Raw genomic sequence first — 23896 nt, 5'->3', positions numbered from 1 at the left:
GGGTCAGTATAGCGCCGCTAAGATGAGTTACCATGCGCATCGCCATGATTTCTATGCATACTTCCCCCATTGAGCAGCCTGGCTCCGGGGATGCCGGCGGAATGAACGTCTACGTTTTAAATATTGCCTGCCAATTAGCCCAGCTTGGTGTCGAGGTGGATGTCTATACCCGCGCTACCCGCCCCAGCCACAAAGAAATCGTGGAAGTGGCCCCCAACCTGCGGGTGATCAACATCGTGGCCGGTCCCTTTGAGGGGCTAGAAAAAGAAGATCTACCTACCCAGCTGGCAGCTTTTTCCGGCGGCGTAATGCAATTTGCCAAGTGGCAGGGCAAAAAATATGACCTTATTCACTCCCATTACTGGCTTTCCGGCCAAGTGGGATGGCTGCTTCGCGATCTATGGGGCATCCCCCTCGTCCACACCGCCCACACCTTGGCAGCGGTGAAAAACGCTTACCGCACCGCCGAGGACACCGTGGAATCAGAGGCGCGGCGCATCTGCGAGCAGCAATTGGTGGATAATGCCGATCTCCTGGTGGTCAATACCGATCAGGAAGCCCGCGATCTGGCGGAGCACTACGATGCCGAGCGCGATATCATCCGCGTGGTCTCCCCAGGTGCTGACGTGGGGCTATTCACCCCAGGTACCGACCGCAACACTGAGCGTTCCCGCCGCGAGCTGGGCATCCCGTTGCATACCAAGGTCGTGGCCTTTGTGGGGCGGCTACAGAAATTCAAGGGGCCCGAAGTTCTTATCCGCACCGCCGCCGAGCTGTGCCACCGCGAGCCCACCCGCGATTTTAGGGTGCTCATCTGCGGCGGGCCATCCGGGGCCAATGCCTCGCCGGAGGCGTATAGGGAATTGGCGCGGGAGTTGGGCGTGCAAAAGCGCGTGCGCTTTTTAGGACCCCGCCCACCCGAGGAGCTGGTAGGTGTGTACCGCGCCGCGGATATCGTGGCGGTGCCCAGCTACAACGAGTCTTTTGGTCTGGTGGCGCTCGAGGCTCAGGCCTCTGGCACGCCGGTCGTCGCCGCGGCAGTGGGTGGGCTGCCCATCGCCGTCGTCGATGGCGAGACCGGGCTGCTGGTGCCGTCCCACGATCCGAAGGACTGGGCGGATTCCTTGAGCCAGCTGCTTGATGATGACGCCCGGCGCATCGCCATGGGCGAGGCCGCCGTCGCGCATGCCGCGCGATTTAGTTGGACCAACACGGCCCGAGAGCTGACGGAAATTTATGACGAAGCCCGGCAGATTCCCGTGCCGGACTGCCACCAACGTCGGGCGAAGGGAGACTAGCTTCACTGACGCGCCGGGCGGTTTCGTGGCATGCTGGAGGCATGACTAACGGAAAACTGATTCTTCTTCGCCATGGCCAATCCACCTGGAATGAATCCAACCAATTTACTGGTTGGGTCGATGTTGATCTGACAGAAAAGGGTGAGGCAGAGGCCAAGCGCGGCGGCGAGCTGCTCGCGCAAGAAGGCATCCTGCCCAACGTGCTGTACACCTCCTTGCTGCGCCGCGCCATCCGCACCGCCAATATCGCGCTGGATGCGGCCGACCGCCACTGGATCCCGGTCATTCGTGACTGGCGCCTCAATGAGCGCCACTACGGTGCGCTGCAGGGCTTGAACAAGGCCGAGACCAAGGAAGAATACGGCGAGGACCAGTTCATGGCATGGCGCCGTTCCTATGACACGCGCCCGCCCGAGCTTGCCGATGACGCCGAGTACTCCCAGGCAAACGACCCCCGCTACGCGGACCTGGACAAGGTCCCACAGACGGAGTGCCTGAAGGACGTAGTCGAGCGCTTCGTGCCTTATTTCGAGGAAGAGATTCTGCCGCGGGCTAAGAAGGGCGAGTCCGTCATGATTGCAGCGCACGGCAACTCCCTGCGCGCGTTGGTCAAGCACCTCGATGGCATTTCCGATGATGACATCGCCGGGCTGAATATCCCGACCGGTATCCCGCTGGTTTACGAGATTGCGGAGGATGGCTCCGTGGTCAACGAGGGCGGCACCTACCTGGACCCAGAGGCCGCCGAGGCCGGGGCCGCTGCCGTTGCCGCGCAGGGTGGCAAGTAACCCGCTACTGCATATAAGTCCCCGGGGAGGTGCTCCCTGGGGACTTTCTAATGATTAGGCTTAATCACGTGGAATTAATTTTTGTCTTTCTCGCGGGCGTGCTTGCCTGCGCGGTGGCGCTGCCATTAATTTCCCGGGTGCGCGAGCGTATGGCACGCCGCCAGCGCGCCAGCGACGCCCAGGCAAACCAGGTCACCAACGTGAGCCAAGGCCTGCACCTCGCGGTCCAGGGCTCTCCTACGGCGCTGACGGTGCTCGATAGGAATCAGGAAATCATCCTGTCCAATCCCGCGGCGCACGAGATGTCCGTGGTCCACGATCGCGCCGTCAATCCGGAAATCTGGAAGACCGCAGAGCAGGTCTTCGAGGATAAGGAAACCCGCACCGTGGACCTGGCAATCCCCAAGCGCCGCACTGGGCACCGCGTCACTCAGGTCAAGGCCGTTATCAAGCCGCTGACGCTTAACGATGGCCGCTTTATCATCATCTACGGCACCGATGAGAGCGAAAACGTGCGCATGGAATCCGCGCGCCGCGATTTCGTAGCTAACGTCTCCCACGAGCTGAAAACCCCGGTGGGTGGCATCGCACTGCTGGCCGAGGCCCTGCTGCAAGACCCCGAGGATCCGGAGCACGTGAAGTACTTCGGCAACAAGGTGCAAAAAGAGGCCAACCGCATGGCGGATATGGTCAGCGAGCTTATTTCGCTGTCCAAGCTGCAGGGCGCCGAAGCGCTGCCGGAAATGCAACCGCTTTACGTGGACGATCTCATTGACGAGGCGATTTCGCGCAATCAGCTCGCCGCAGACGCGCGCTCCATCAGGCTGACCCAAGGTCCCTCCGAGGGCGTGCAGATCAGAGGCGACCGTTCTCTCTTGGTAACGGCGCTGTCTAACCTCATTTCCAACGCGATTAATTATTCGCCGGAGGAATTGCCGGTCTCCGTCTCACAGAAAGTGGTGGGAGAGGACGTCGTGTTGATCCGGGTGACGGACCGTGGCATCGGTATCCCACCGGAGCATCATAAGCGCGTCTTCGAGCGCTTTTTCCGCGTTGACCAAGCCCGGTCGCGGCAGACGGGAGGCACTGGCTTAGGATTAGCAATTGTCAAACACGTGGTGGCCAACCACGGGGGCAATATCAAGCTGTGGTCGCGCCCGGGCACGGGCTCTACTTTTACCATCGAGTTGCCCATATATAAGGAAGAGAAGCCAGCGCACGAGGCTGACTTGCAGGATAATGAAGACAAGGAATCCGTCGATGCGGCGGCTCCTGGGCTCCAGCGTGCGGTAGCACGCGTTGCAGCACGTCGAAAGGATAAAGCACAATGACCACCATCCTCATCGTGGAAGATGAAGAGTCGCTGGCCGATCCGCTGGCATTCTTGCTCCGCAAGGAAGGCTTCGAGCCGATTATCGCCCTCGATGGCCCATCGGCGCTGGAGAAATTCGCCGATAATGACATCGACATCGTGCTGCTTGACCTTATGCTTCCCGGCATGTCCGGCACCGACGTGTGCAAGCAGCTGCGCGCCACCTCCTCCGTGCCGGTCATTATGGTCACCGCGCGCGATGCGGAAATCGACAAGGTCGTGGGCCTGGAGCTGGGCGCGGACGATTACGTCACCAAACCGTATTCCTCCCGCGAGCTCATTGCCCGCATCCGGGCCGTGTTGCGTCGCGGCAACGATCGGTCCTCCCACGCGGATGCTGCGGAGAGCACCGAGGCAGAAGACGAGCAGATCCTGTCCGGCGGCCGCGTGAAGATGGATGTGGAGCGCCACATCGTCACCGTGGCAGACGAGCCTGTGGCCATGCCGCTCAAGGAGTTTGACCTGCTGGAATACCTCCTGCGCAACGCCGGGCGCGTGCTGACCCGCGGCCAGCTCATCGATCGCATTTGGGGTGCCGATTACGTGGGCGATACCAAGACGCTAGACGTGCACATCAAGCGCCTGCGCACCAAGATTGAGGAGCACCCCTCCCGCCCGAAGCACCTGGTGACGGTGCGCGGGCTGGGCTATAAATTCGAGCTCTAATACCAGCCGGCCTTGATACTGGCTGGGTGCTGGCTAAGCTTTACGCCGTGCTCGGCGGCTTCCGCGCGGGCACGGCATTGTTGAGCCAAAATATCGTAGCTTTCGCGCCCCATGAGCGCGACGAGCTCGTCCTCGTGCGATTGCCACATCGGCAGCGGATTGGCGTGGCAGGCGCCATCGGTAGAGCAGTACCAATCAAAGTCTTCGCCGCCATTTCCCCAACCGCGGCGGTCATATTCGCCGATGGTGGTGCGCAAAATCTCCTGCCCATCGGGGCGTTCTTCATAATCCTCGTAGCGCCGCAGCGGCAGCTGCCAGCACACCTCCGGCTTGACCACGGTCAGCTCCTCGCCGCTATCGACGGCCCATTGGTGCAGCGCGCAGCCGGTGCCTGTTTCCCAGCCAGCGCGGTTGGCAAAGATGCAGGCGCCATCCACGATGGGCGTTTTTAGCGCCGGTTCCGGTTCGCCGTCCTCGCCATCGAGCTCGTCCCATTCCAACCAGGGCTCTAGCTCATTGGTTTTTTCTTGCGCCAGGAACTCATCTACCCCCGCTGGGCGCAGCTGCCAATAGCGCGCGGGCATGCGGGAGACGGCATCGTAAAGCTGGTCGTGGTCTTGTTCATCGGCCATATATGCACCGTGCACGCAGCAGCCCACATAGGGTTGGCTCTTATCGATGCCCCGGCACGCCGACGTGCCAAATTGGCAGCTGTAGTGCGATTCCACCCACGTGAGATCGATGGAAAAGACATGGTAAGGGTCGTTTGGGTTGGTAAATTCGAACCACTCCCGCGGAAAATCTGGGGCTTCTTCGCGCCCGGCTTTAATCGATGCCGCCGCTGGCGAGCTCGCGGGAAAACCTAGGTAAACGGTGTCAGATTTTGGGCGATTCACACCTAACCACGGTAGACCTACTACGCTATTAGTGTGCGATTAGGTGTATTAGACGTTGGAAGTAATACCGTCCACCTCGTTGCGGTCGATGCCGCAATGGGGGGACGGCCTACTCCGATGAGCGATTGGAAGACCCCACTCCGGCTGGTTGAACAGCTGGATAAGAAGGGAAACATCCACGAAAAGGGGCTTAAAAAGCTCGTGTCCGCCGTGGGTGAGGCAAGTGAGCTGGGTGAAAAACTCGGGTGCTCCGAATTTATTGCCTTCGCGACCTCCGCGGTCCGCTCTGCCCCTAACTCTGAAGCGGTACTCGATGAGGTGGAAAAGCAGACCGGTGTGCGCCTGCAGATCCTCACGGGCGTGGAAGAAGCGCAGCTTACCTTCCTCGCGGCTCGTCGTTGGTACGGCTGGTCCGCTGGGCGCATTACCAACCTGGACATCGGCGGTGGCTCCTTGGAGCTATCTACCGGTACCGATGAACACCCTGACCTGGCTTTCTCTCTCGATCTGGGCGCAGGGCGGCTGACCCACAACTGGTTCGATACCGATCCGCCTGAGAAGAAGAAGGTCAGTGCGCTGCGCGATTTCATCGATGCGGAGCTTGAAGATGCCGTCACACAGATGAAGGCGATGGGTCCTGCCGGCCTGGCCGTGGGTACCTCGAAAACCTTCCGCACCCTGTCGCGGCTGACCGGCGCAGCACCCTCGTCTGCAGGGCCATACGTCAAGCGCACCTTGACCGCACCGGGCCTGCGCCAGTTGATTTCATTCATCACGCGCATGACTGCAGCAGACAGAGCGGACCTTGAGGGTGTAAGTTCGAACCGATCGCACCAAATCGTCGCCGGCGCTTTGGTTGCCGAGGCAAGCATGCGAGCTCTGGGTATCGAGAAGTTGGAAATCTGCCCATGGGCGCTGCGCGAAGGTGTTATTTTGCGCCGGACCGACAAGGGATTGGAATAGGAAGAGATCATGGCTGACGAAAAACAGTTGACCGTGGCCGAGCTGCTGGCTCGCAATAAGAAGGACCGCACGGATAAAGACGAGAAGACCTCTCGCCGCCGTCGGCGGAGCCTCGATGAGGGCGGCGTATCCGTTGCCGAGCTCACCGGCAGCCTGAAGAAGGTAAAGTCCACCCCGCCTGAGGCGAAGCACACCAACGTATCCATCGACGATGACGCCCCTGTCATCCGCGCGCCGAAGTCCAAGGATGAGCAGCCCGCTGAGAACAAGGCCGCGGAGTCCAAGGCCCAGCAGGCGAGCGGTTCCGCGGCGAAGCCGACCGGCTCCAAGCCTGCAGCGGGCAAGCCAGCCGCGGGCACGCAGGAAGGCTCGAAGCAGGGCGTGGGTCAGTCGGGCATCGGTAAGCCTGCGCAAACCAAGCCATCCCAGCCGCAATTCGCTTCACCCAAGCCGGCTGCAGAGAAGCCTTCCGCGGCTACCCCAACCGCGTCCCCGGCGCCGAAGCAGAACGGCAAGCCGAGCGGGCCTACCGCCTCTCCCAAGCCGGCAGCGGGGTCCGCCTCGCAGCCGACGGCTAAGCCTGCCCCAGCACAGAAGGCAAACGCGCAGGAGGAAAAGAAGCCTGCGCAGTCGAAGCCGGAGGACAAGGCGAGCGCAAAGGACGCCGAGAAGAAGTCCCATCAGCCATCCGCGGATGACACTGCGGTGATGCAGCGCATCGGCAAGTCGCAGTCCTTGCAGGACAAGCGGAAGGACGCCGCTGATGCCGCTGAATCCAGTGCTAAAGAAACAGCGGGCGCAGCTGGCGCTGCCGGGACAGGTGCCGCTGCAGCCACCGCAGCGGGCGCCAAGGACGCTGGAACCAAGGGCAAGGCCGCCGCGCCTGCGCAGAAGCCTGTGGCGGCCGCGAAGAAGCCTGACGATACCGGTGAGCTGTCTCAGGTGCGGGACGAGGAAGTTACCGAAGAGCACGAGAAGCTCAACCCCATGTCTATCCTCATCATGGTGGTCGTGGGCATTGTCTTGGCTATTGTTATCTTCAAGGGCTTTGAAGTTCTTTGGGATAACTTCCCGCGCATCGTTGTGGCCATCTTGGCACTCGGCGTGACCGCAATTATGGTCGGAGTTACGCATGCGCTACGCACCGCCCGCGATGGCTTCTCCATGTTCCTTGCGGGCCTTACCGGCCTTATATTGACCTTTGGCCCACTGCTTTTGGTCATGCTCTAAACCGGCGAATTGCTGAGAACCACCCGGCTGCTTCCTTCGTGGAGGTAGCCGGGTGGCGTTATTTTTGGCATTGTGGAGACCATGACAAAGATTGCAATTTTAGGTGGAGGACAAATCGGTGAGGCTTTGACCTCGGGTCTTGTGGAATCGGGCTTTAATGCTTCCGATATCACGGTGACTAACCGCACAGCCTCCCGCGGTGAAGAGCTCAAGAGCAACTATGGCGTTAATGTCACGACGGATAACGCCGAGGCGGTGGACGGCGCGGACTATATCTTCGCGTCCGTCAAGCCTTACGCCATCTTGGACCTGCTGGGTGAGATTAATCCAGCCAAGGACGCCGTGGTGGTCTCTATGGCAGCTGGGCTGACGCTGGAGGCCCTGCAGGCCGCTGCGGGCGAGGGCGTGCCGGTCGTGCGCGTTATGCCCAATACGCCGATGCTGGTGCGCCGCGGCATGTGCACCTGCGCCGCCGGCGAGCACGTCACTGAGGCCCAGATGCAGGGCGTGAGAGAGCTGCTCGAGGCCGTTGGTGAGGTCGCGGTCATCCCAGAGAAAAACATCGACGCTGTGACCGCCCTGGCTGGTTCCTCGCCGGCCTACTTCTTCCTTGTGGCAGAGGCGCTTGTCGATGCCGGCGTGCAGCTCGGCCTTCCCCGCGATATCGCCGAAAAGCTCGCCGCCCAGGCGGCTGCCGGCTCCGGCGATATGTTGGCCAACTCCGGCCGCTCGGCAACGCAGCTGCGCGCAGGCGTGACCTCGCCAGGCGGCACCACTGCCGCGGCCGTACGCGAGCTGGAAGAGTCCGGCCTGCGCGGTGCGTTCTACCGCGCCGCCGAGGCGTGCTCTGATAAGGCTAAGGAGCTGGGCTAGAAGCCCACCTAATGCGGCCAGTTCCCCGTGGTGGGGGTGTAGTTACCTCACACCACGCGGGGGCCGTACGGGAGCCATGGGGCGGTTGTTACGCAGCGCTTATGACGGTGAACTGAACAACTGCTGTGAAAAAATTTGGCACTTGGGTCGCATTAGTCACATGTTTCACGATAGGCTGGGACGAGCACGTGCGTGAAGTCCTGTGGGAGGGGAAGCCTACAGCGCGTAACGAGCTGAAGGGTTAGATAATTATGGCAAATGAAGAAAAAGGAACCTTTCTGACGATCGCGGAGGTCGCCGAAATCATGCGCGTCTCTAAGATGACTGTCTACCGTTTGGTTCACGCAGGCGAAATGCCGGCTGTGCGCGTCGGACGCTCTTTCCGCGTTCACGAGTCTGCCGTTAACGAGTACCTCGAGGCATCCGTTTACGGAGCGTAGGTTCTCGCGCCTTTAAGGCAGCGCCCACTTCTGTTGGCCACTCTTGGTCAGCGGTGGTGGGCGCTGTCTCGTTTTCCCGCGCGCTTCCTTTTGCCGGCGTCGCCATCGGGGCCACTTTTGGAGACGCGCTGGGGACTAGGTAAGATGGATCGCATTCGTGTCGGCATGCCGTGATGGCCCGCATATGTGCGGCCAAGGTGGCAAAGAGTGCACCTTTGTCGTTTCAGGCGCCGGCAGGTTCACAGTACGTACTAAAAGAAAGTGAGGACGCCTGTTATGGGTTCTGTCATCAAGAAGCGCCGCAAGCGCATGTCCAAGAAGAAGCACCGCAAGATGCTGCGCCGCACCCGCGTGCAGCGTCGTAAGTTGGGTAAGTAAACCCAATAGCCTAGGATTCCTCCGCACCGTGCCTTAGCGCGGCGGCGGAGGTTTTCTGGTTTTAACGCCGAGCTTGGATTTCCGGTCGTGCCTCCGCTGCACCTCTCCACATATGGTCGATTGTTTTGAGCTGTAGAATCAATTCAACCCAGAAAAGCTGGGTCATGCGATGCTTCATGTGTTTAGCATCTGTTTCAAGGGAGGTTCCTGAGTGGGGTCCTTATCTGTATTCGGTACGTATTTATTAGCCATCGTTTTGATCGGCGATGCCGTGCTTTCTGTGAAGCCGCCCAAGTTCATTAGTCGCTGCCTTAGCGGAGTCAATTTTCCGCAAGATTGGTGGTGGGCGCTTATCGGAATTAAGGCACTCGCTGCGCTTGGCTTGATCGTCGGAGCAGTTTTGAATAATCCGTCGATTACAACCACTGTCTCCGTCGGCGTACTTGCTTACTTTATTTTCGCCATTATCGCTCATATCAAGGCGAATTTCGTGGGTAAGGAGTTTTGGGTAAATTGCCTCGGGATGACGATTCTTAGTGCGGTTGTGCTCGTGTTGAACTTTGCGGCGATGGGGGAGCAATAGCCACACCGACGGGCTTAAGATAGTAATTTGCTGAGCGACCGTTTAGAGTCGGCAGTGCTGGCTGTATTTCTACTTCCGGAAATAGCGCCAGCCGCCATAGGAAAAGGCGGCCGTGACAAGCGCTGGAAGGCCATAGGTGCGAATAGCGCGGCGGATGGAGCGGTAGTCGCGGACGATCCAGCCGCGCTTCTCTGCAATGTTGCGCAGCTTGCGGTCCGGGTTGATGGCTACGGGGGTGCCCACCATGGTGAGCATGGGCATGTCATTGGCGGAGTCGGAGTAGGCGGTACACCGGTCTAAATCTAGGCCCTCGATGGTAGCGAGGGCGGCCACGGCGTGCTTCTTGCCTGGGCCGTGGAGGATATCGCCCACCAAGCGGCCGGTGAACTTGCCGTCTTCTACCTCTGCGACGGTGCCGAGAGCGCCGGTAAAGCCAAAGCGGCGCGCCAAGACCTGGGCGAGCTGGACTGGGGTAGCGGTAACGAGCCACACCTGTTGGCCGGCGGCTAGGTGCATCTCAGCGAGCTGCGTGGTGCCGGGATATGCGCGGCGGGCGAGTGAGGCTTCGACAATATCCTCGCAGAGCTCAATGAGCTCGTCTACGCTGCGGCCTTTGACAAACTCCAAGGCCTGCGCGCGGCCTTCGGCAACGTCTTTTGCATTCTCCGCGCCAGAGAGGCGGAATTTTAGTTGCTTCCAAGCAACCGGAAGTATCTCAGAGATGCGGATATAGCGCCGGCGGGCGAGCCCAAAGCCGAATTCCACCAAGGAGGAACCCTGAACGAGGGTATTGTCTACGTCGAAAAAGGCGGCGGCGCCGACATCGACGGGGACGTCCGGATCCTGGTCCGTGATGCGCTGGGAGCCTGCGGCGTCATAAGAGCCGGAGACGGAGGCTATGCCGGAGGCGAAGTCCTCGAGCTCTAGCCCGAACTCTTCTAAAGCGGCGGCAGCGGCCGCCTCACCTGCGGCGCGCTGTTCTTTTTCGCCCAAGGGGGCCAGCGCTTGGTTTTCTAAGAAGTTGCGCAGATTGCCGCGCGAGGCCGTCCAATTGGCCAAAAAGTCGCGGGGAGATTCGGGGAATCCGGGGGGAGGTATAGCGGACACGAGTGGAATAAACAGCTTTCGCAAACGCGGGGTGGACTAATATGTCCATAGTAAACGTTTCCACCGTCGGCGTCCTTATGAGGAGAATCCCGCCCCTATGTCCCAGCATCTAGTCGAGCTCATGGTGCGCCCCACCTGCGGTTCCTGTAAACGGGTAAAAGAGCAGATTACCCCCGTTATCCAGGAGGCCGGTGCCCAGCTGGAAGTGCGCAACGTGGAAGATAGCCGCGAGCTCGAGATGGAATTCGGTGACCGCGTTCCCGTTGTAGTGATAGACGGAGAAGAATTCGCCTGCTGGGAAGTCGATAACGAAGAGTTGGCTGCGGAGCTGCGCTGACGATTCGGGTTCCGCGCCCACGCGGGGTAGTCTTTGGAACCATTGCGGTCAATCAAAAGGTTGAGGAGTGTGGAGCATGAGCGTGCTCGTTGTGGGAATGTCCCACCAATCGGCACCCGTGGCGTTGCTGGAAAAATTGAGTATGGACGATGTGGTGCAGCATTCCGCTTGCGGGCGGTTGGTTGACACCGAGTCCCTTACTGAGGCGATGATCATTTCCACGTGTAACCGCCTCGAGGTCTATACGGTGACCAATTCCTTCCACACCGGCGTGCAGGACGTCATCCGGGTGCTGCAGGAAGTCTCCCACGTCGATGAGGAAGAGCTGCGCAATTACCTTTACGTGCGCTATGCCGATGCCGCCGCGGAACACCTCATGTCCGTTACCTCCGGCCTGGATTCGATGGTGGTGGGCGAGCAACAGATCATCGGTCAGGTGCGTTCTGCCTACCAGTCCGCCTCCGAGCAGGGCACGGTTGGCCCGCGTATCCACGCCTTGGCGCAGTCCGCGCTGCGTGCCGGCAAGCGCGTGCACTCGGAAACGGAGATCGATAAGGCCGGCGTCTCGATGGTGACTTTCGCCTTTGACCAGGCGCTGCAGCGCCTGAATGTGGAGGATCTGCAGGGCAAGTCCGCGCTCGTGCTCGGCGCCGGGGCGATGGCCTCGCTTGCGGCTACCCACGCCGGCAGGCTGGGCATCGGCGAGCTGGTGATTGCCAACCGGACTCGCGAGCGCGCCGAGCGCCTTGCCGGCCACGCTGAGGAGGCCGGGGTCCACACCCGCGTGGTGGATTTTGAGGATCGCGCCGCCGCGCTTGCCGATGTCGACCTCGCCATCTCCGCCACCGGCGCCGAAGGCTTTACCATTACCGCGTCCGACATTCCGCCCGCGCACCTGCTGATGCTCATTGACCTCTCCCTCCCGCGCGATATCGATGACGCGGCAACTGAAATCGATGACGTGGACCTGGTGAATATCGAGCGCCTCAGCAAGTCCCTGTCGGCGGCAGCGACTGATGTCGCGGCGGGCACGGACCCGCACGAGCAGGCCCGCACCATCGTGGACGAGGAGCTTGCCGCCTATACCTCTGCCCAACGCGTGCGCGATGTGGCACCTGCCGTTAGCGCCCTGCACCGCCGCGCGGCGGATCTCGTGGAGTGCGAGGCGGCTCGCCTGCAGCAAAAGCACCCGGAGCTAGAGGGCAAGCAGCTTGCCGATGTCCAAGGTGCCCTCAAACGCGTCGCCGACAAGCTGCTGCATGAACCGACGGTGCGGGCGAAGAAGCTGGCGGCATCGGATAGCAGTTTTAGCAGCGAAAATGCCCTGCAGGAACTCTTTGGCCTGCAGCTGGAAGGCTCCGGCGTTGCCGTGGCCGTCAATGAATTGCCCACGCTGAATAAGGAGGCGTAAATGTTCCAGATTGGTACCCGTGGCTCCAAGCTTGCCACCACCCAGGCAGGACACGTCCGCGATTGGCTTATCGATGCCGGATTCGATTCCGAACTTCACATCGTCACCACCGCCGGCGATACCAATATGGCCCCGGTCGAGCGCATCGGCGTGGGCGTATTCACCCAGGCGCTGCGCGAGGCGCTGTACAGCGGCGAATGCGATATCGCCGTGCACTCTTTCAAGGACCTGCCCACAGCCGAGGATGATCGCTTCCGTTTGGTCATCCCGCAGCGCCAGGACAGCCGCGAGGTGCTGGTCGCCCGTGACGGGATGAGCCTGATGCAGCTGCCGGAGGGCGCGCGGGTGGGAACCTCGGCGCCGCGCCGCATCTCCCAGCTGGCCGCCCTGCGCCCGGACCTGGAGATCCGCCCGCTGCGCGGCAATATCGATACCCGCATGTCCAAGGTGACCGATGGCGAGCTCGATGCCGTGGTGTTGGCCTATGCTGGCTTGCTGCGCGGCGGCTACGAGGACCGGGCGAGCGATATCTTTGACCCAGAATTATTCATGCCCGCTCCTGCCCAGGGTGCGCTCGCCATCGAGGCCGTCGCCGGCACTGAGGCGGCCGCGGCGCTTGACGCTGTTGTCGATGTTCAAGCCACCTCCGCTGCCCTTGCCGAGCGCGCCGTTCTCGCCCGCCTCGAGGCCGGCTGCACCGCGCCCGTGGCCGCTACGTCCCGCTGGAACGGCGATCAATTAACGGTGCGCGGCGGCGTCTTTGCGCTGGATGGTTCCCGCCAATTGACCGCCACCGCCTCTGGCGCCGCGGCGGAAGCTGCGGAGTTGGGCGCGCGGGTCTCTGATGAGCTTTTCACCCAAGGCGCGGCCGACCTGCTGGGTCAGTAATTTCTACTTTAAGCGCTAATAATTTAAGGTGTAGATACCATAGATCATTTTTTGCAATGATACCCGGCCCCCTTTAAGGGCATCCCAGGACGTAGCGCCTGGGATTTTGGCCGTTATGACCTTGATACCCACCGACGGCGCGGGGAGAAACACTGCAGGCGATCATGTCCGTGTGCGGTGCCGCGGGCCCAGATCTAGAAAAGAACTTTATGAGCAATGCTGTGTCAGACACCCAGTTGGGCAAGATCGTCTTCGTGGGCGCTGGTCCGGGAAACCCAGACCTGCTGACCGTCCGCGCCCGCGAAGTTCTGGCCAATAACGCTATCGCCGTGACCGATCCGCAGGTCATGCAGGGCGTGCGCGATGCTGTCGCCACCGCGCTGCCCGTCCCGCAAGAGCTGCTGGATGCCGCGGAAGAGGAATACGCGCAGATGTGCGCCGATGCCAAGGCCAAGGGCGCGCGCCGCAAGCCGCCCCGCCCACCGGCACCGACCGCCGCGGTGCTCTACGCACCGGGCGAGGACATCGTAAGCCAGCTGCGCGAGTGCCTTGCCGAGGCCGATGGCGAGGACGTCATCCGCCTCGTAACCGGTAACCCGCTCAACCGCGAATCCATCAAGGCCGAAATCAACGCCGTGGCCTCCGCAGGCCTGGAATTCCAGGTCGTGCCGGGCATGTCCCTGCCCTCGACCGTGCCGTCCTTTGCCGGGCTGGCGCTCGGATCGACGTACACGGAGGCCGATGTCACCGATGGCGCCGACTGGGACGCGCTCGCCAATGCCACCCAGCCCATCGTCTTGCAGGCCACCAAGGAAGATTTGGCGGAGATTTCCACTGAGCTGCAGCAGCGCGGCATGCCGGCAGAAACCGAGGCCTTCGTGACCGTCCACGGCACCACGCGTCTGCAGCGCACGTACGAGACGACGCTGGGGACCATCGCCAAGCTGGACGCGGACCTGTCCGGCCCGCTGGTGGTCACGCTCGGCCGCAGCATCGATGACCGCACCAAGTACTCGTGGTGGGAAAACCGCCCGCTCTACGGCTGGCGCGTGCTAGTTCCGCGCACCAAGGAACAGGCCGGGCCGATGTCCGCGCGCCTGGCCGGCTACGGCGCCATCCCGCAGAACGTGCCGACGATTTCCATCGAGCCGCCGCGAAATCCGGCGCAGATGGACCGCGCCATCAAGGGCATCGTCGAGGGCCGCTACAAGTGGATCGTCTTTACCTCCGTCAACGCCGTGACCGCCGTGTGGGATAAGATTTCCCAGCTCGGCCTGGACGCGCGCGATTTTGCCGGCGTGCACCTTGCCGCCGTGGGCACCAAGACCGCCGATGCTATCCGCGCCAAGGGCATGGTGCCGGAGCTTTTGCCGCATAAGAAGAAGCAAAACGCCGAGGGCCTGCTCGAGGTCTTTCCCAATTACGTCGAAGACATCGATGCCGTGAGCCGCGTGCTCCTGCCGCGTACCGATATCGCCGCCGATACGCTTGTCGATGGCCTCCAGGCCCTCCAGTGGGACGTCGATGACGTCGTGGCCTACCGCACCGTGCGCGCCGCCCCGCCCTCGGCAGAAATCCGCGACATGATCAAGACTGGTGGCTTCGACGCCGTGGCCTTTACATCCGGTTCCACCGTGCGCAACCTGGTGGGCATCGCCGGCAAGCCGCACCAGCGGACGATCATCGCGTGCATCGGGCCATCGGCAAGCGCAGCAGCAGAAGAGCTGGGCCTGCGCGTCGATGTCGTGCCAGATGTTGCGGACGTGCCCGCGCTTGTCGATGCCCTCGCTAGCCACGTCGCCGCCCTCCGCGCCGCCGGTAACCTGCCCGCGCCCCGCAAGAAGCGTCGCGCGCGCAAGAAGACTACTAAGGTCGAGAAGGCGTAAGTTTTTAGTCTCGCTCTAAGGAGTACCCAATGAGCTCATTTCCTGCCCGCCGCCCCCGCCGCCTGCGCTCCACGCCGCAGATGCGCAACCTCGTGGCCGAAACCACGCTGCACCCATCGGATCTGATTCTGCCGATGTTTATCGCAGACGGCCTCGATGAGCCGAATGAGATTTCCTCCATGCCCGGCGTGTACCAGCACACCTTTGACTCGCTGCGCCGCGCGACCGAAGAAGCCCTCGAGGCCGGCGTTACCTGCGTGGACCTCTTCGGCGTTCCGCTGGAAAAGGACAAGGACGCCACCGGCTCCGTGGCCTGGAACCCCGACGGCATTTTGAACCGCGGCATTGCCGCCCTGCGGGAGGAATTTGGCGATGACCTCATCATCATGGCCGATACCTGCCTCGACGAGTTCACCTCGCACGGACACTGCGGCGTCCTCGATGACCAGGGCCGCGTGCTTAACGATGAATCCGTTCAGCTCTACCAAAAAATGGCCCGCTCCCAGGCTGAAGCCGGCGCGCAGATCATTTCGCCGTCGGGCATGATGGACGGCCAGGTTGCCGCCATCCGCGCTGATCTCGATGAAGCCGGGCGCGATGACGTATCCATCATGGCCTACTCCGCGAAGTACGCCTCCGCCTTCTTCGGCCCCTTCCGCGAAGCCGTCGGCTCCTCCCTCGAGGGCGACCGCCGCACCTACCAGCAGGACCCGCGCAACTTCCGCGAATCCCTTTTGGAGGCCGAGCTCGATATCGAGGAAGGTGCCGACTTCGTCATGGTCAAGCCGGGCCTGCCGTATTTGGATGTCTTGTCCGCAATCGCGGAGACCTCTTCGGTACCCGTCGCCGTGTACCAGGTCTCCGGCGAGTACGCGATGATCAAGGCCGGTGCCGCCAACGGCTGGGTCAATGGCGAGGCCATCATGCTCGAATCGCTCACCGCCTTCAAGCGCGCCGGTGCCGACCAGATCCTGACGTACTTCGCCACCGAAGCCGCACGCCTGCTCAAGTAAAGGATTCTTGTGACACAGCCTTCTCCTCGTCCGTCGCCGCGCCCTGAGTCGCCGCAGCCCGAGTCGCCACAGGCCGGCAATCCTGGGCCACAGCGCGATAAGCAGCGAGAGCCTCAACGAGAATCGCGGCCTAAGCTGCAGCCTCGGTCGCCGCAGCCCGGTGACCCGCGTGACCAGCGCGGCAAGGGCTCGCAGGGCGGTTCCAAGCGCCCCGAGACCGTGGTCTACATGCTGTGGCTTTGGCTGGGCGTCGTCGCCGGGGAGACCGTCCACCAGATCCTCAACGTGGTGCTGACCCTGCTCAACCACGATGTGCTCATGGCACAGGCCAAGCAGATGGTCGAAAGCACCTCGGGTGGCGAAGACGGCGAAGAAGTTTCGGACTCCTTAATTGAAATGGCCGCCTATGGGTCGGTGGCGCTATCGGCTGCCATTGCCATCGGCGTGCTGGTGCTGCTGCTCTTTTTGCTGAAGTCGCTGGCGGGGCCATCAAAACGCGCGGGCACTTCGCGCCGCATCTGGTTCGCCTTTTCCATTTACTTCGGTTTCCGCATCCTGCTGACTTTCATGGTCACGCCCACGGGTGCTGACGTCCCCGACTGGCTCTTTGCCGCTGACGGCATGGTACAAATCTTGGTCGGCGTCGCCGCCGTATTGGGGCTCATTTTTTCCATTAAGCCCGACACCCTCGACTACACTGGCGAACTCGCGCAAATGCGCGAGCTGGAAAAGGAACTCGAGCAGGCGCGCCGGGATAAAGAGCGTGAGAAGCGCGAAAAGCAGGAAGCCAAGGAGAAGGGTGCCAAGGATCGGGGTAAGGAAACTTCCTCCCAGCAATCGCTTGGCGATGACCACAAGGACAACCGATGACCAGTATGTTCCCCGGCCACGGCCGGCGCGATGACGGTCAAAGTGACGATGCTGCGGATAAGAATCAACGCCCAGGCCCCCGCGACTATAACCGCCCCGTACAAAACATCACCCAGGAACAAGACCTGTCCGTGTGGCCGCGCCCTCTCCAGTGGGCGTATTGGGTGCTCGTTGTTGCAGCCGTCATCATGCTGGTTAGCGGCATGGTCGGTATCTTCGGCGGGGGCGGCGAGCAGATGGAGCCCTCGGATTCGGGCATCGCCGAGTACGTGCGGTCGAACCGCTTATTCGTCTCGGTATTTAATATCATCGGCGCAATCATTCTGGCGCTCTTTTCCGCGCAACTCGCCAATGGATCGAAGTGGGCGCGCCGCATTATTTCAGTCGTCATTGCGATTGCCCTCTTTTTCAATATCGCAGCTTTGGCGCTTGGTATCGGTGGTCTCGGCCTGCTACTGATCGCCGTGACGCTGCTTATCGCGGTGGTCCTGCTCTTCCGGCCCCAGTCCAACCGGTTCATTGCCCACCGCAGCCTCCACGGGAGCGACTGACGCCTGGCTTGCGCACAGGGAACGCAAGACCCGCGGCGCGGCTAATTAGCCCCTGCTCCAACTTTTGATTCATAATGAGGAGTATGTCTCGACTTAACCGCGCCCCCATTATCGATGCCGCGCTCGGCCGCACCCCCTCCCGTCCGCCAGTATGGTTGATGCGTCAAGCTGGTCGCTCACTGCCGGAGTACCGCGCCGCCCGCGAGGGCATCGGCATGCTGGACTCTTGCTTCATGCCGGAACTCCTCGCAGAAATCACCCTCCAGCCGGTGCGCCGCCATGACGTGGACGCGGCCATCCTCTTTTCCGATATCGTGGTCCCGCTCAAGGCAGCCGGCGTCAACGTCGACATCGTGCCCGGCCGCGGGCCGGTGATGGAGAAGGCGGTGAGGGAGAAGGGGGACATCGGCAAGCTGCCTATTCTTGATACCGACGTGCCCGAAGTTGCCCAAGGCATTGCGGGAATCCTCGGCGAGTTGACCGAGACCCAAGCGCTCATCGGATTCGTCGGCGCGCCATTTACCCTGGCCAGCTACCTTATCGAGGGCGGGCCATCCAAGAACCACGAGCGCACCAAGGCGCTCATGCACGCCGAGCCCGAAACGTGGCACATGCTCATGCGCCGGCTCGTGCCCACCATCATTAACTTCCTGCGGGTGCAGGTCGATGCCGGCATTGACGCCATGCAGCTTTTCGATTCCTGGGCCGGCTACCTCAACGAGCGCGACTACCGCGAGTTCGTGCTGCCATATTCGCAGGAAATCCTGGCCAGCGTCGATATTCCGCGCATCCACTTCGGCGTGGGCACCGGCGAGCTGCTGCCGGCGATGTCCGAAGCCGGCTCCGAGGTCATGGGCGTGGACTACCGCGTGGCCATGGACGCCGCCGCCCAGCGCGTGAGCTCCCGCGTGCTGCAGGGCAACCTCGACCCAGCGCTGCTTTTCGCCGGCGACGATGCCGTGCGCCAAGCCGTGCGCACCATCCGCGGCGAGGTCGAGCGCGCCCAGCAGCGCGGCGATATCGACACCCACATTTGGAACCTTGGGCACGGGGTGCTGCCCACTACCGACGCGGAGGCCATCACCCGCGCCGTATCCATCATTCACGAGGAGGGCTAAATGCGTATTGCCATCATCGGTGCCGGCCTCGCCGGCCTTACCGCCGCCTACGAACTGCGCGATCACGACGTCGAGGTTTTCGAGGCCGCCGGGCGCATCGGTGGGAAGCTGTATTCCGTGCCGTTTAATGACGGCCCCACCGACATGGGTGCCGAGGCATTCCTCGCCCGTCGGCGCGATGCCGTGGACTTCTTCCACGCCCTCGGCTTGGGCGGCAGTTTAGTTGACCCGTCAGGTTTGCGCTCGCTGGTCTACAGCGGGGAGCTCAAGGCCCTGCCGCAGGGCGGGGTGATGGGCATTCCGTCGCATTCCGAGCCGGTCGCACACCTAGTTTCGGAGGACACGGTGCGGCGCATCGATAACGAGCAGCCCTTCGCGTGGACCGTGGGCGGCGACGTCTCGGTCGGTGAGTTGGTGCGTCAACAATACGGCGGCGACCTGGTGGACCGCGTTGTTTCCTCGCTGCTGGGCGGGGTGTACTCATGCACCGCCGATGACCTGGGCCTGCGCGCCACCATCCCCACGCTTGCCGATGCCCTCGATACCCTCGCCGCCTCCGGCCCCGTCACCCTCTCTGCGGCCGTGCGCTCCCTCGAGGAATCCCGTGCAGAGAACCCCAGCGCCGGCGGGCCTGTTTTCCAGACCTTCCGCGGCGGCTACGCCGAACTCTATGAGACCCTGGCCGAAAAATCCCGCGCCAAGATTTTCGTTGACACGTTCATTTCTGGCATCACGCGCGAGGGCGATAAGTTCCGCCTGGCCGGCGCGCCGGGCGATACTGCGCCCTTCGACCGCGTGCTGGTAGCTACCCCGGCACCGACCGCCGCGCGCCTGCTGCCCAAGGTGGCTCCGGATGCGGCAACGCGGTTGAAGGGGGTGAAGCTGGCGGCATCGGCAGTCGTGGGCCTCAAATTCGACTCCGACACCGATCCCTCCGGTACCGCGTTGCCACAAAACTCCGGCATCCTCGTCGCCACCGACCAAGATGACGTGCACGCAAAGGCATTCACGCTGTCATCGCGCAAATGGCCGCACCTGGCAGAGCGCGGCGGGGCGCTGGTGCGTGCCTCGTTCGGCCGGTTCGGCGACGACGCCATCGTCCGCGCCGAAGAAGACGACCTCGTGGACTACGCCCTCGATGACCTGCAGCACCTGACCGGCTTCGACGGCCGCGCTGCTGGCGTCGCCGAAATCTTCACCCAGCGTTGGTTCGGCGGCCTGCCGCGCTTTGATGCCACCCACCTCGACACTGTGGCGGCCGTGCGCGATGCCTTGTCTCAATCCCCAGGCGTCGACGTCACCGGTGCCTGGGCCGGCGGCGTGGGCGTGCCTGCGGTCATCGCGGATGCACGCGCTGCCGCCGCCCGCATCGCTAGCAGCTAGCTCGCGCGGCTGCAATTAACGTTTGCTTGCCATTGGCACCACTTGCAGTCCGTGGTGGTTGAAACTAACCCCGGCTGTAGTTGACTCCACTGGGAGCCAGCGCCGGTTGCAGCTAGCGAAGTTGGTGGTTGGTGCTGGCGGTAGTTAAGCATCACCGGCGATGGCGCGGCTGAACCGTGATGCGGTTCGGAATAAGCAGCGAGGCGGATTTGGGCATGCCTAAACAGGCAGCAGGGTTACTGCTGCCTGACCAGGCGCTTGTGGCCAATGCACGCGCGTGCGGAAACCTGACATGCGCGCAGATAATTGGCATGTGCGAGGGCCTGACCCCTCGGCCGGGAATGCCGGTTGGGGCCTGGGCGCTAGGATTCGGCGCTGGGGCCGGGCACGGCATCGGGCACGGTGTCGGCCCAGGGCGGTTGCCACACCACCCGCCCGCGTCTGCGGGCGAGGTGACCGCGGCGCGGTGGGGCATTCGGGTCATCGTCGTTGACGCCGTTGTGGTACGGGCAGCAGGCCGCAAGGTTGGCCATATTGGTATCGCCGCCGTGCTGCCAGGCTTCTAGGTGGTGGATTTGGCACTTATCCGCGGGATAATTGCACCGCGGCCACGGGCAGACAGGATTTTCGGCGGCGGCCATGAGCCGCTGCTTCTCGTTGGCCATGCGCTCGGTGCGGTAGAGGTTCACCGCCCCCTCGAAGGGATGCACGAGGGTGATAAGGCCACGCTCGGAAAGCGTGCGCGCGACCAATTCGGCGCCGGTAAGCCGCGCACCATTGGTGAGTTGGATGGTGATTTCTTCGCCGTCACCGTCGATGATGCGGTCGAGCTCGTCGAGCGTGATGATCGCATTGGTCGTCACCGTCGGCCGCGGGGCGGCGGCGCCGGAGAAAAGCCCCGCGACGGAATCTAAAGGCGCATCCTCGTCCAGGTTGGACTCTAAGTCCGCGATGAGGGAGGATGGCCCGGTAATCGCGAGCGTCCACGGCGCGTCCTTGCGGCGGCGAATGCGCACGCCGGGGCGCGGTGGGGTGGGTGGATTGATTTCACGCAGCTTCTTGCGCGCTAGCTTTTCCATCTCATCGGTATCCGCAGCGGTGCGGCAGAGCTCCACCCGCAGCTGCCACGCCTGGCGCTTGGTCTTGGCGCGCGTGGCGTAGCGCTCGATAACCTCCAGCGTTGGCAGCGCGTGGGCGCGTTCGCGGGCGGCGGCCACGGCGCGGCGTTGTTGCCGGGAAAAGGAGGTGGGGGAGAAGAAGGCATCGGCAAGCGTGAGCAGCGTGCGCGCCGTCCGATTCGGCGCACCGGCCGCGCGCAGCTCGCGGGCGGACATGCCTGTGCACCCGGCGACGATGTCGATGCCGGGCGCCAGGGCCGCGAGGTATGCCTGAAGTGCTGTCATGCCACGCAGCCTAAGGTGATAGCGCAACTAAAGCGCGGCGCGCGAGCGCAGCCTGTGGATAACTCGCCCGAAAAGCGCTAAAAGGCCGCGGTTCGTTGACGCGACATGTGAATAACTAGCCCTTATTGCGGAAAACGAAGATGGACGAGAAGTCCTGATTCCCGTGGCCCATGTCCTGCATCTCGGCGAAGCGCTCGATGGCAGCGGATACGGCGGGCAGGGGCTTATCGGAGGTGCTCTCCATGAGCTTGGCGTCCTTGGCCAGGGCGTCGACGGTGAAATCGCCGGGGTCGGTATTGCGTTCGCCGGTGATGAATGGGCCTTTCATATTCGACATGAACGACAGGCCGGTGATGTCGAGCATCTGCAGGATGACCTCGGAATCGAGCCCCTCGGATTCGCCGAGCTGCAGGGCTTCGAGCAGGCCTTCGGCGGTCACGGCTAGGGCAAGGTTGGCCAGCAGCTTGCCGATGGCCGCCGTCGCCGCCGTTTCCACCCCAATCAGCTTCTCTTCGCCGGCCCAGGCCTCGGCAAGGCCGAGGGCGACCTCGCGGCGGTCATCGTCGGGCGTGCCGACATAAACGCCCAGGTTGCCCTCGCGCGCCGGCCCCAGCGAGCCCACGACGGGGGAGTGGACGTAGGAGCCGACGGCGGCGGCGAACTCGCGGGCATCGTCAGGCGAGACGGTGGTGGTGTCGATCCAGGTAATGCCCTCGGGGATAAGCTGCGGCTCGATGATCACCTCGCGGATCTGGTCGGGGCCGAAGAGGGAGGTGATGATGACCTCGGCGCCCTCGATGGCCGCGGCAGGGGTATCGGCGCGCGCCGCGCCCTCGTCCACGAGCGGTTGCGCGCGCTCAGCGGTGCGGTTCCACACCGTCACCTCGTGCTCGGATAGTAGGTGGCGGGCAAGCTCGGTGCCCATGCGTCCGGTTCCTAAAAATGCAATCTTCATACCTCCCCAGTGTGCCATCTCAGTGGGAATGCTGTTTCTATGACGTGTCACGGAACCGCGGGGAAGCTTAGTGGGTTGCTGTGAATTACGCCGACATGCACAGTCAAACTTTTGTATGTCGCGCGAGTCGCTAGAATGACAGACATGCCTAATACTTCCCAGTCGCAACAGTGGTTCGAGCGTTCCTCCAAAGTGATCCCGGGCGGGGTGAACTCGCCGGTGCGCGCTTTCGGCTCCGTGGGCGGCCAGGCCCGCGTGATTGAGCGGGGCGAGGGATCACGCCTGTGGGATGTCGATGGCAATGAGTACGTCGACCTCGTGAGCTCGTATGGCCCGATGATCCACGGCAATGCGCACCCGGAAATCGTGGAGGTCGTGCAGCGGGCTGCCACCGGCGGGCTGAGCTTTGGCACGCCGACGGAGGGGGAGGCGCTGCTGGCGGAGGAAATCGTCAAGCGCACTGCGGCCGATAAGGTGCGCATGGTTAACTCCGGCACGGAGGCGACCATGTCGGCGGTGCGTTTGGCCCGCGGCTATACGGGCCGCGCGAAGGTGCTGAAGTTTGAGGGGTGCTACCACGGGCACGTGGATGCGCTGTTGGCATCGGCGGGCTCGGGCGTGGCGACGTTCGGCCTGCCGGATTCGCCGGGTGTTACGGGGGCGACGGCGAAGGATACCATCGTCGTTCCTTATAACGATCTGGATGCGGTGCGCGAGGCTTTTGCGGAGAACGAGGGCCAGATTGCCTGCATCATTGCGGAGGCCTCTGCCGGCAATATGGGCACCGTGGCCCCGAATGAGGGCTTCAACGCGGCGCTGAAGGAGATCGCGCATGCTGATGGCGCCCTGCTCATCCTCGACGAGGTCATGACCGGCTTCCGCACTTCGTATAAGGGTTGGTACGGCGTCGATGGCGTGGCGGCGGACTTAGTGACCTTTGGCAAGGTGGTCTCTGGTGGCTTGCCGGCTGCGGCCTTTGGTGGTCGCGCCGAGGTCATGGACTACCTGGCACCGGATGGTCCGGTTTACCAGGCGGGCACCTTGTCCGGTAACCCGGTGGCGATGGCTTCGGGATTGAAGTCGCTGCAGCTTGCCGATGAATCCCTTTACCCCCGCCTGCAAGAAAAGGCCGACCAGCTCGGCGCGATGATTTCTTCCGCGCTGGAGGCTGAGGGCGTGGCGCACCACATTCAGCGCGCGGCATCCATGTTCTCCATTCGCTTCGCAGAGGGCGAAGGCCGCAACTTCGCGGATATGCAGTCCGCGGAGAACTTCCGCTTTGCCCCGTTCTTCCACGCGCTGCTTGAAAACGGCATCTACGTGGCACCGAGCGCGTTCGAGACTTGGTTCGTCTCTGATGCTCTTGGCGATGCCGACTTTGAGCGCATCGATGCCGCCCTCAAGCCCGCCGCGAAGGCCGCGGCCGCAGCGCGTCCCGCACAATAAGGCCTGCGCAACTAGGCCTGCACAATTAGGCCTGCTCAACA

Annotated in this window: 24 protein-coding genes; 20 read left to right on the top strand and 4 right to left on the bottom strand. The window is 62.6% G+C overall.

Annotation, left to right across the window (positions count from 1 at the left end):
- Positions 1-32 precede the first annotated feature (32 nt).
- From mshA to ABRP64_RS06815, 4 genes are all read left to right on the top strand, one after another.
- Positions 33-1298 carry a D-inositol-3-phosphate glycosyltransferase gene (mshA, locus tag ABRP64_RS06830; protein WP_284770997.1) on the top strand — a complete coding sequence of 422 codons (1266 nt, stop codon included), beginning with the start codon at positions 33-35 and terminating at the stop codon, positions 1296-1298.
- 41 nt (positions 1299-1339) lie between these two features.
- Positions 1340-2086, top strand: a complete 747-nt coding sequence (locus ABRP64_RS06825) for a phosphoglyceromutase (RefSeq protein ID WP_005276632.1) — start codon at positions 1340-1342, stop codon at positions 2084-2086.
- Positions 2087-2154: 68 nt separating this feature from the next.
- Positions 2155-3417 carry a sensor histidine kinase gene (locus ABRP64_RS06820; protein WP_410755951.1) on the top strand — a complete coding sequence of 421 codons (1263 nt, stop codon included), beginning with the start codon at positions 2155-2157 and terminating at the stop codon, positions 3415-3417.
- Positions 3414-4124: a response regulator transcription factor gene (locus ABRP64_RS06815; RefSeq protein ID WP_284770999.1), complete on the top strand. Its 711-nt coding sequence runs from the start codon at positions 3414-3416 to the stop codon at positions 4122-4124. The genes ABRP64_RS06820 and ABRP64_RS06815 overlap by 4 nt, the downstream gene beginning before the upstream one ends.
- On the opposite strand, the gene ABRP64_RS06810 is transcribed toward ABRP64_RS06815, so the two are convergent.
- Complete coding sequence (locus ABRP64_RS06810; RefSeq protein ID WP_349865918.1) at positions 4121-5020, bottom strand: DUF3109 family protein; 900 nt, start codon at positions 5018-5020, stop codon at positions 4121-4123. The two genes, ABRP64_RS06815 and ABRP64_RS06810, sit on opposite strands and share 4 nt — an antisense overlap.
- A 33-nt stretch (positions 5021-5053) precedes the next feature.
- Between ABRP64_RS06810 and ABRP64_RS06805 the strand changes: the two genes are divergently transcribed.
- The 6 genes from ABRP64_RS06805 to ABRP64_RS06780 all read left to right on the top strand — a co-directional run bounded on the left by ABRP64_RS06805 (position 5054) and on the right by ABRP64_RS06780 (position 9487).
- Positions 5054-5983 (top strand): Ppx/GppA family phosphatase, encoded by a 930-nt coding sequence (locus tag ABRP64_RS06805; RefSeq protein WP_349836907.1) that lies wholly within the window; start codon positions 5054-5056, stop codon positions 5981-5983.
- A gap of 9 nt (positions 5984-5992) precedes the next feature.
- The gene (locus ABRP64_RS06800) at positions 5993-7213 is read left to right on the top strand and encodes an Rv0497 family membrane protein (RefSeq protein ID WP_349865916.1); all 1221 of its coding nucleotides are present in this window, start codon (positions 5993-5995) and stop codon (positions 7211-7213) included.
- Positions 7214-7294: 81 nt separating this feature from the next.
- Entirely contained in the window at positions 7295-8086 is a 792-nt protein-coding gene (proC, locus tag ABRP64_RS06795; protein WP_349865915.1) for a pyrroline-5-carboxylate reductase, read from the top strand.
- A 251-nt stretch (positions 8087-8337) separates the two neighbouring features.
- Positions 8338-8526 carry a helix-turn-helix domain-containing protein gene (locus ABRP64_RS06790; RefSeq protein ID WP_005276651.1) on the top strand — a complete coding sequence of 63 codons (189 nt, stop codon included), beginning with the start codon at positions 8338-8340 and terminating at the stop codon, positions 8524-8526.
- 276 nt (positions 8527-8802) lie between these two features.
- Positions 8803-8904, top strand: coding sequence for a 30S ribosomal protein bS22 (locus ABRP64_RS06785; protein ID WP_003855542.1), 102 nt, complete (start codon positions 8803-8805; stop codon positions 8902-8904).
- Positions 8905-9115: 211 nt separating this feature from the next.
- The gene (locus tag ABRP64_RS06780; RefSeq protein ID WP_284771004.1) at positions 9116-9487 is read left to right on the top strand and encodes a DoxX family protein; all 372 of its coding nucleotides are present in this window, start codon (positions 9116-9118) and stop codon (positions 9485-9487) included.
- 69 nt (positions 9488-9556) lie between these two features.
- Here the strand turns inward: ABRP64_RS06780 and ABRP64_RS06775 are convergent, their stop codons facing one another.
- Positions 9557-10594, bottom strand: coding sequence for an HAD family hydrolase (locus ABRP64_RS06775; protein WP_284785374.1), 1038 nt, complete (start codon positions 10592-10594; stop codon positions 9557-9559).
- A gap of 97 nt (positions 10595-10691) precedes the next feature.
- On the opposite strand from ABRP64_RS06775, the gene ABRP64_RS06770 reads away from it, so the two are divergent.
- The 9 genes from ABRP64_RS06770 (at position 10692) to ABRP64_RS06730 (ending at position 20051) form a co-directional block, all read left to right on the top strand.
- Positions 10692-10931, top strand: a complete 240-nt coding sequence (locus ABRP64_RS06770) for a glutaredoxin family protein (protein ID WP_239268840.1) — start codon at positions 10692-10694, stop codon at positions 10929-10931.
- A 76-nt stretch (positions 10932-11007) separates the two neighbouring features.
- Positions 11008-12342, top strand: coding sequence for a glutamyl-tRNA reductase (locus tag ABRP64_RS06765; RefSeq protein ID WP_349865913.1), 1335 nt, complete (start codon positions 11008-11010; stop codon positions 12340-12342).
- Complete coding sequence (hemC, locus tag ABRP64_RS06760; protein WP_349865911.1) at positions 12343-13230, top strand: hydroxymethylbilane synthase; 888 nt, start codon at positions 12343-12345, stop codon at positions 13228-13230.
- Positions 13231-13439: 209 nt separating this feature from the next.
- Positions 13440-15116: a bifunctional uroporphyrinogen-III C-methyltransferase/uroporphyrinogen-III synthase gene (locus ABRP64_RS06755; protein WP_296089412.1), complete on the top strand. Its 1677-nt coding sequence runs from the start codon at positions 13440-13442 to the stop codon at positions 15114-15116.
- Positions 15117-15145: 29 nt separating this feature from the next.
- Positions 15146-16129: a porphobilinogen synthase gene (gene hemB / locus ABRP64_RS06750; protein ID WP_349865908.1), complete on the top strand. Its 984-nt coding sequence runs from the start codon at positions 15146-15148 to the stop codon at positions 16127-16129.
- Positions 16130-16138: 9 nt separating this feature from the next.
- Positions 16139-16999, top strand: coding sequence for a hypothetical protein (locus ABRP64_RS06745; protein ID WP_284771010.1), 861 nt, complete (start codon positions 16139-16141; stop codon positions 16997-16999).
- Positions 16996-17550 (top strand): tellurium resistance protein TerC, encoded by a 555-nt coding sequence (locus ABRP64_RS06740; RefSeq protein WP_284783265.1) that lies wholly within the window; start codon positions 16996-16998, stop codon positions 17548-17550. Before ABRP64_RS06745 ends, ABRP64_RS06740 begins: the two co-directional genes overlap by 4 nt.
- A gap of 83 nt (positions 17551-17633) precedes the next feature.
- Positions 17634-18668 (top strand): uroporphyrinogen decarboxylase, encoded by a 1035-nt coding sequence (gene hemE / locus ABRP64_RS06735; RefSeq protein ID WP_284771012.1) that lies wholly within the window; start codon positions 17634-17636, stop codon positions 18666-18668.
- A complete protein-coding gene (locus tag ABRP64_RS06730) occupies positions 18669-20051 on the top strand; it encodes a protoporphyrinogen oxidase (protein ID WP_284771013.1) in 1383 nt (460 codons plus the stop codon).
- A gap of 362 nt (positions 20052-20413) precedes the next feature.
- Here ABRP64_RS06730 and ABRP64_RS06725 read toward each other — a convergent pair whose 3' ends face one another.
- Positions 20414-21454, bottom strand: coding sequence for an HNH endonuclease signature motif containing protein (locus tag ABRP64_RS06725; RefSeq protein WP_284783271.1), 1041 nt, complete (start codon positions 21452-21454; stop codon positions 20414-20416).
- Positions 21455-21569: 115 nt separating this feature from the next.
- Entirely contained in the window at positions 21570-22409 is an 840-nt protein-coding gene (locus ABRP64_RS06720; RefSeq protein WP_284771014.1) for an NAD(P)-dependent oxidoreductase, read from the bottom strand.
- A 135-nt stretch (positions 22410-22544) separates the two neighbouring features.
- On the opposite strand from ABRP64_RS06720, the gene hemL reads away from it, so the two are divergent.
- Entirely contained in the window at positions 22545-23855 is a 1311-nt protein-coding gene (hemL, locus tag ABRP64_RS06715) for a glutamate-1-semialdehyde 2,1-aminomutase (protein WP_284771015.1), read from the top strand.
- The last annotated feature ends 41 nt before the right edge of the window (positions 23856-23896 follow it).

Origin of the sequence: Corynebacterium sp. KPL4015, assembly GCF_040225725.1 — a bacterium.
Lineage (GTDB): Bacteria > Actinomycetota > Actinomycetes > Mycobacteriales > Mycobacteriaceae > Corynebacterium > Corynebacterium rhinophilum.
Note: the sequence above shows the minus strand (reverse complement) of the source record. Positions and strands in the feature narration are given on the sequence as shown.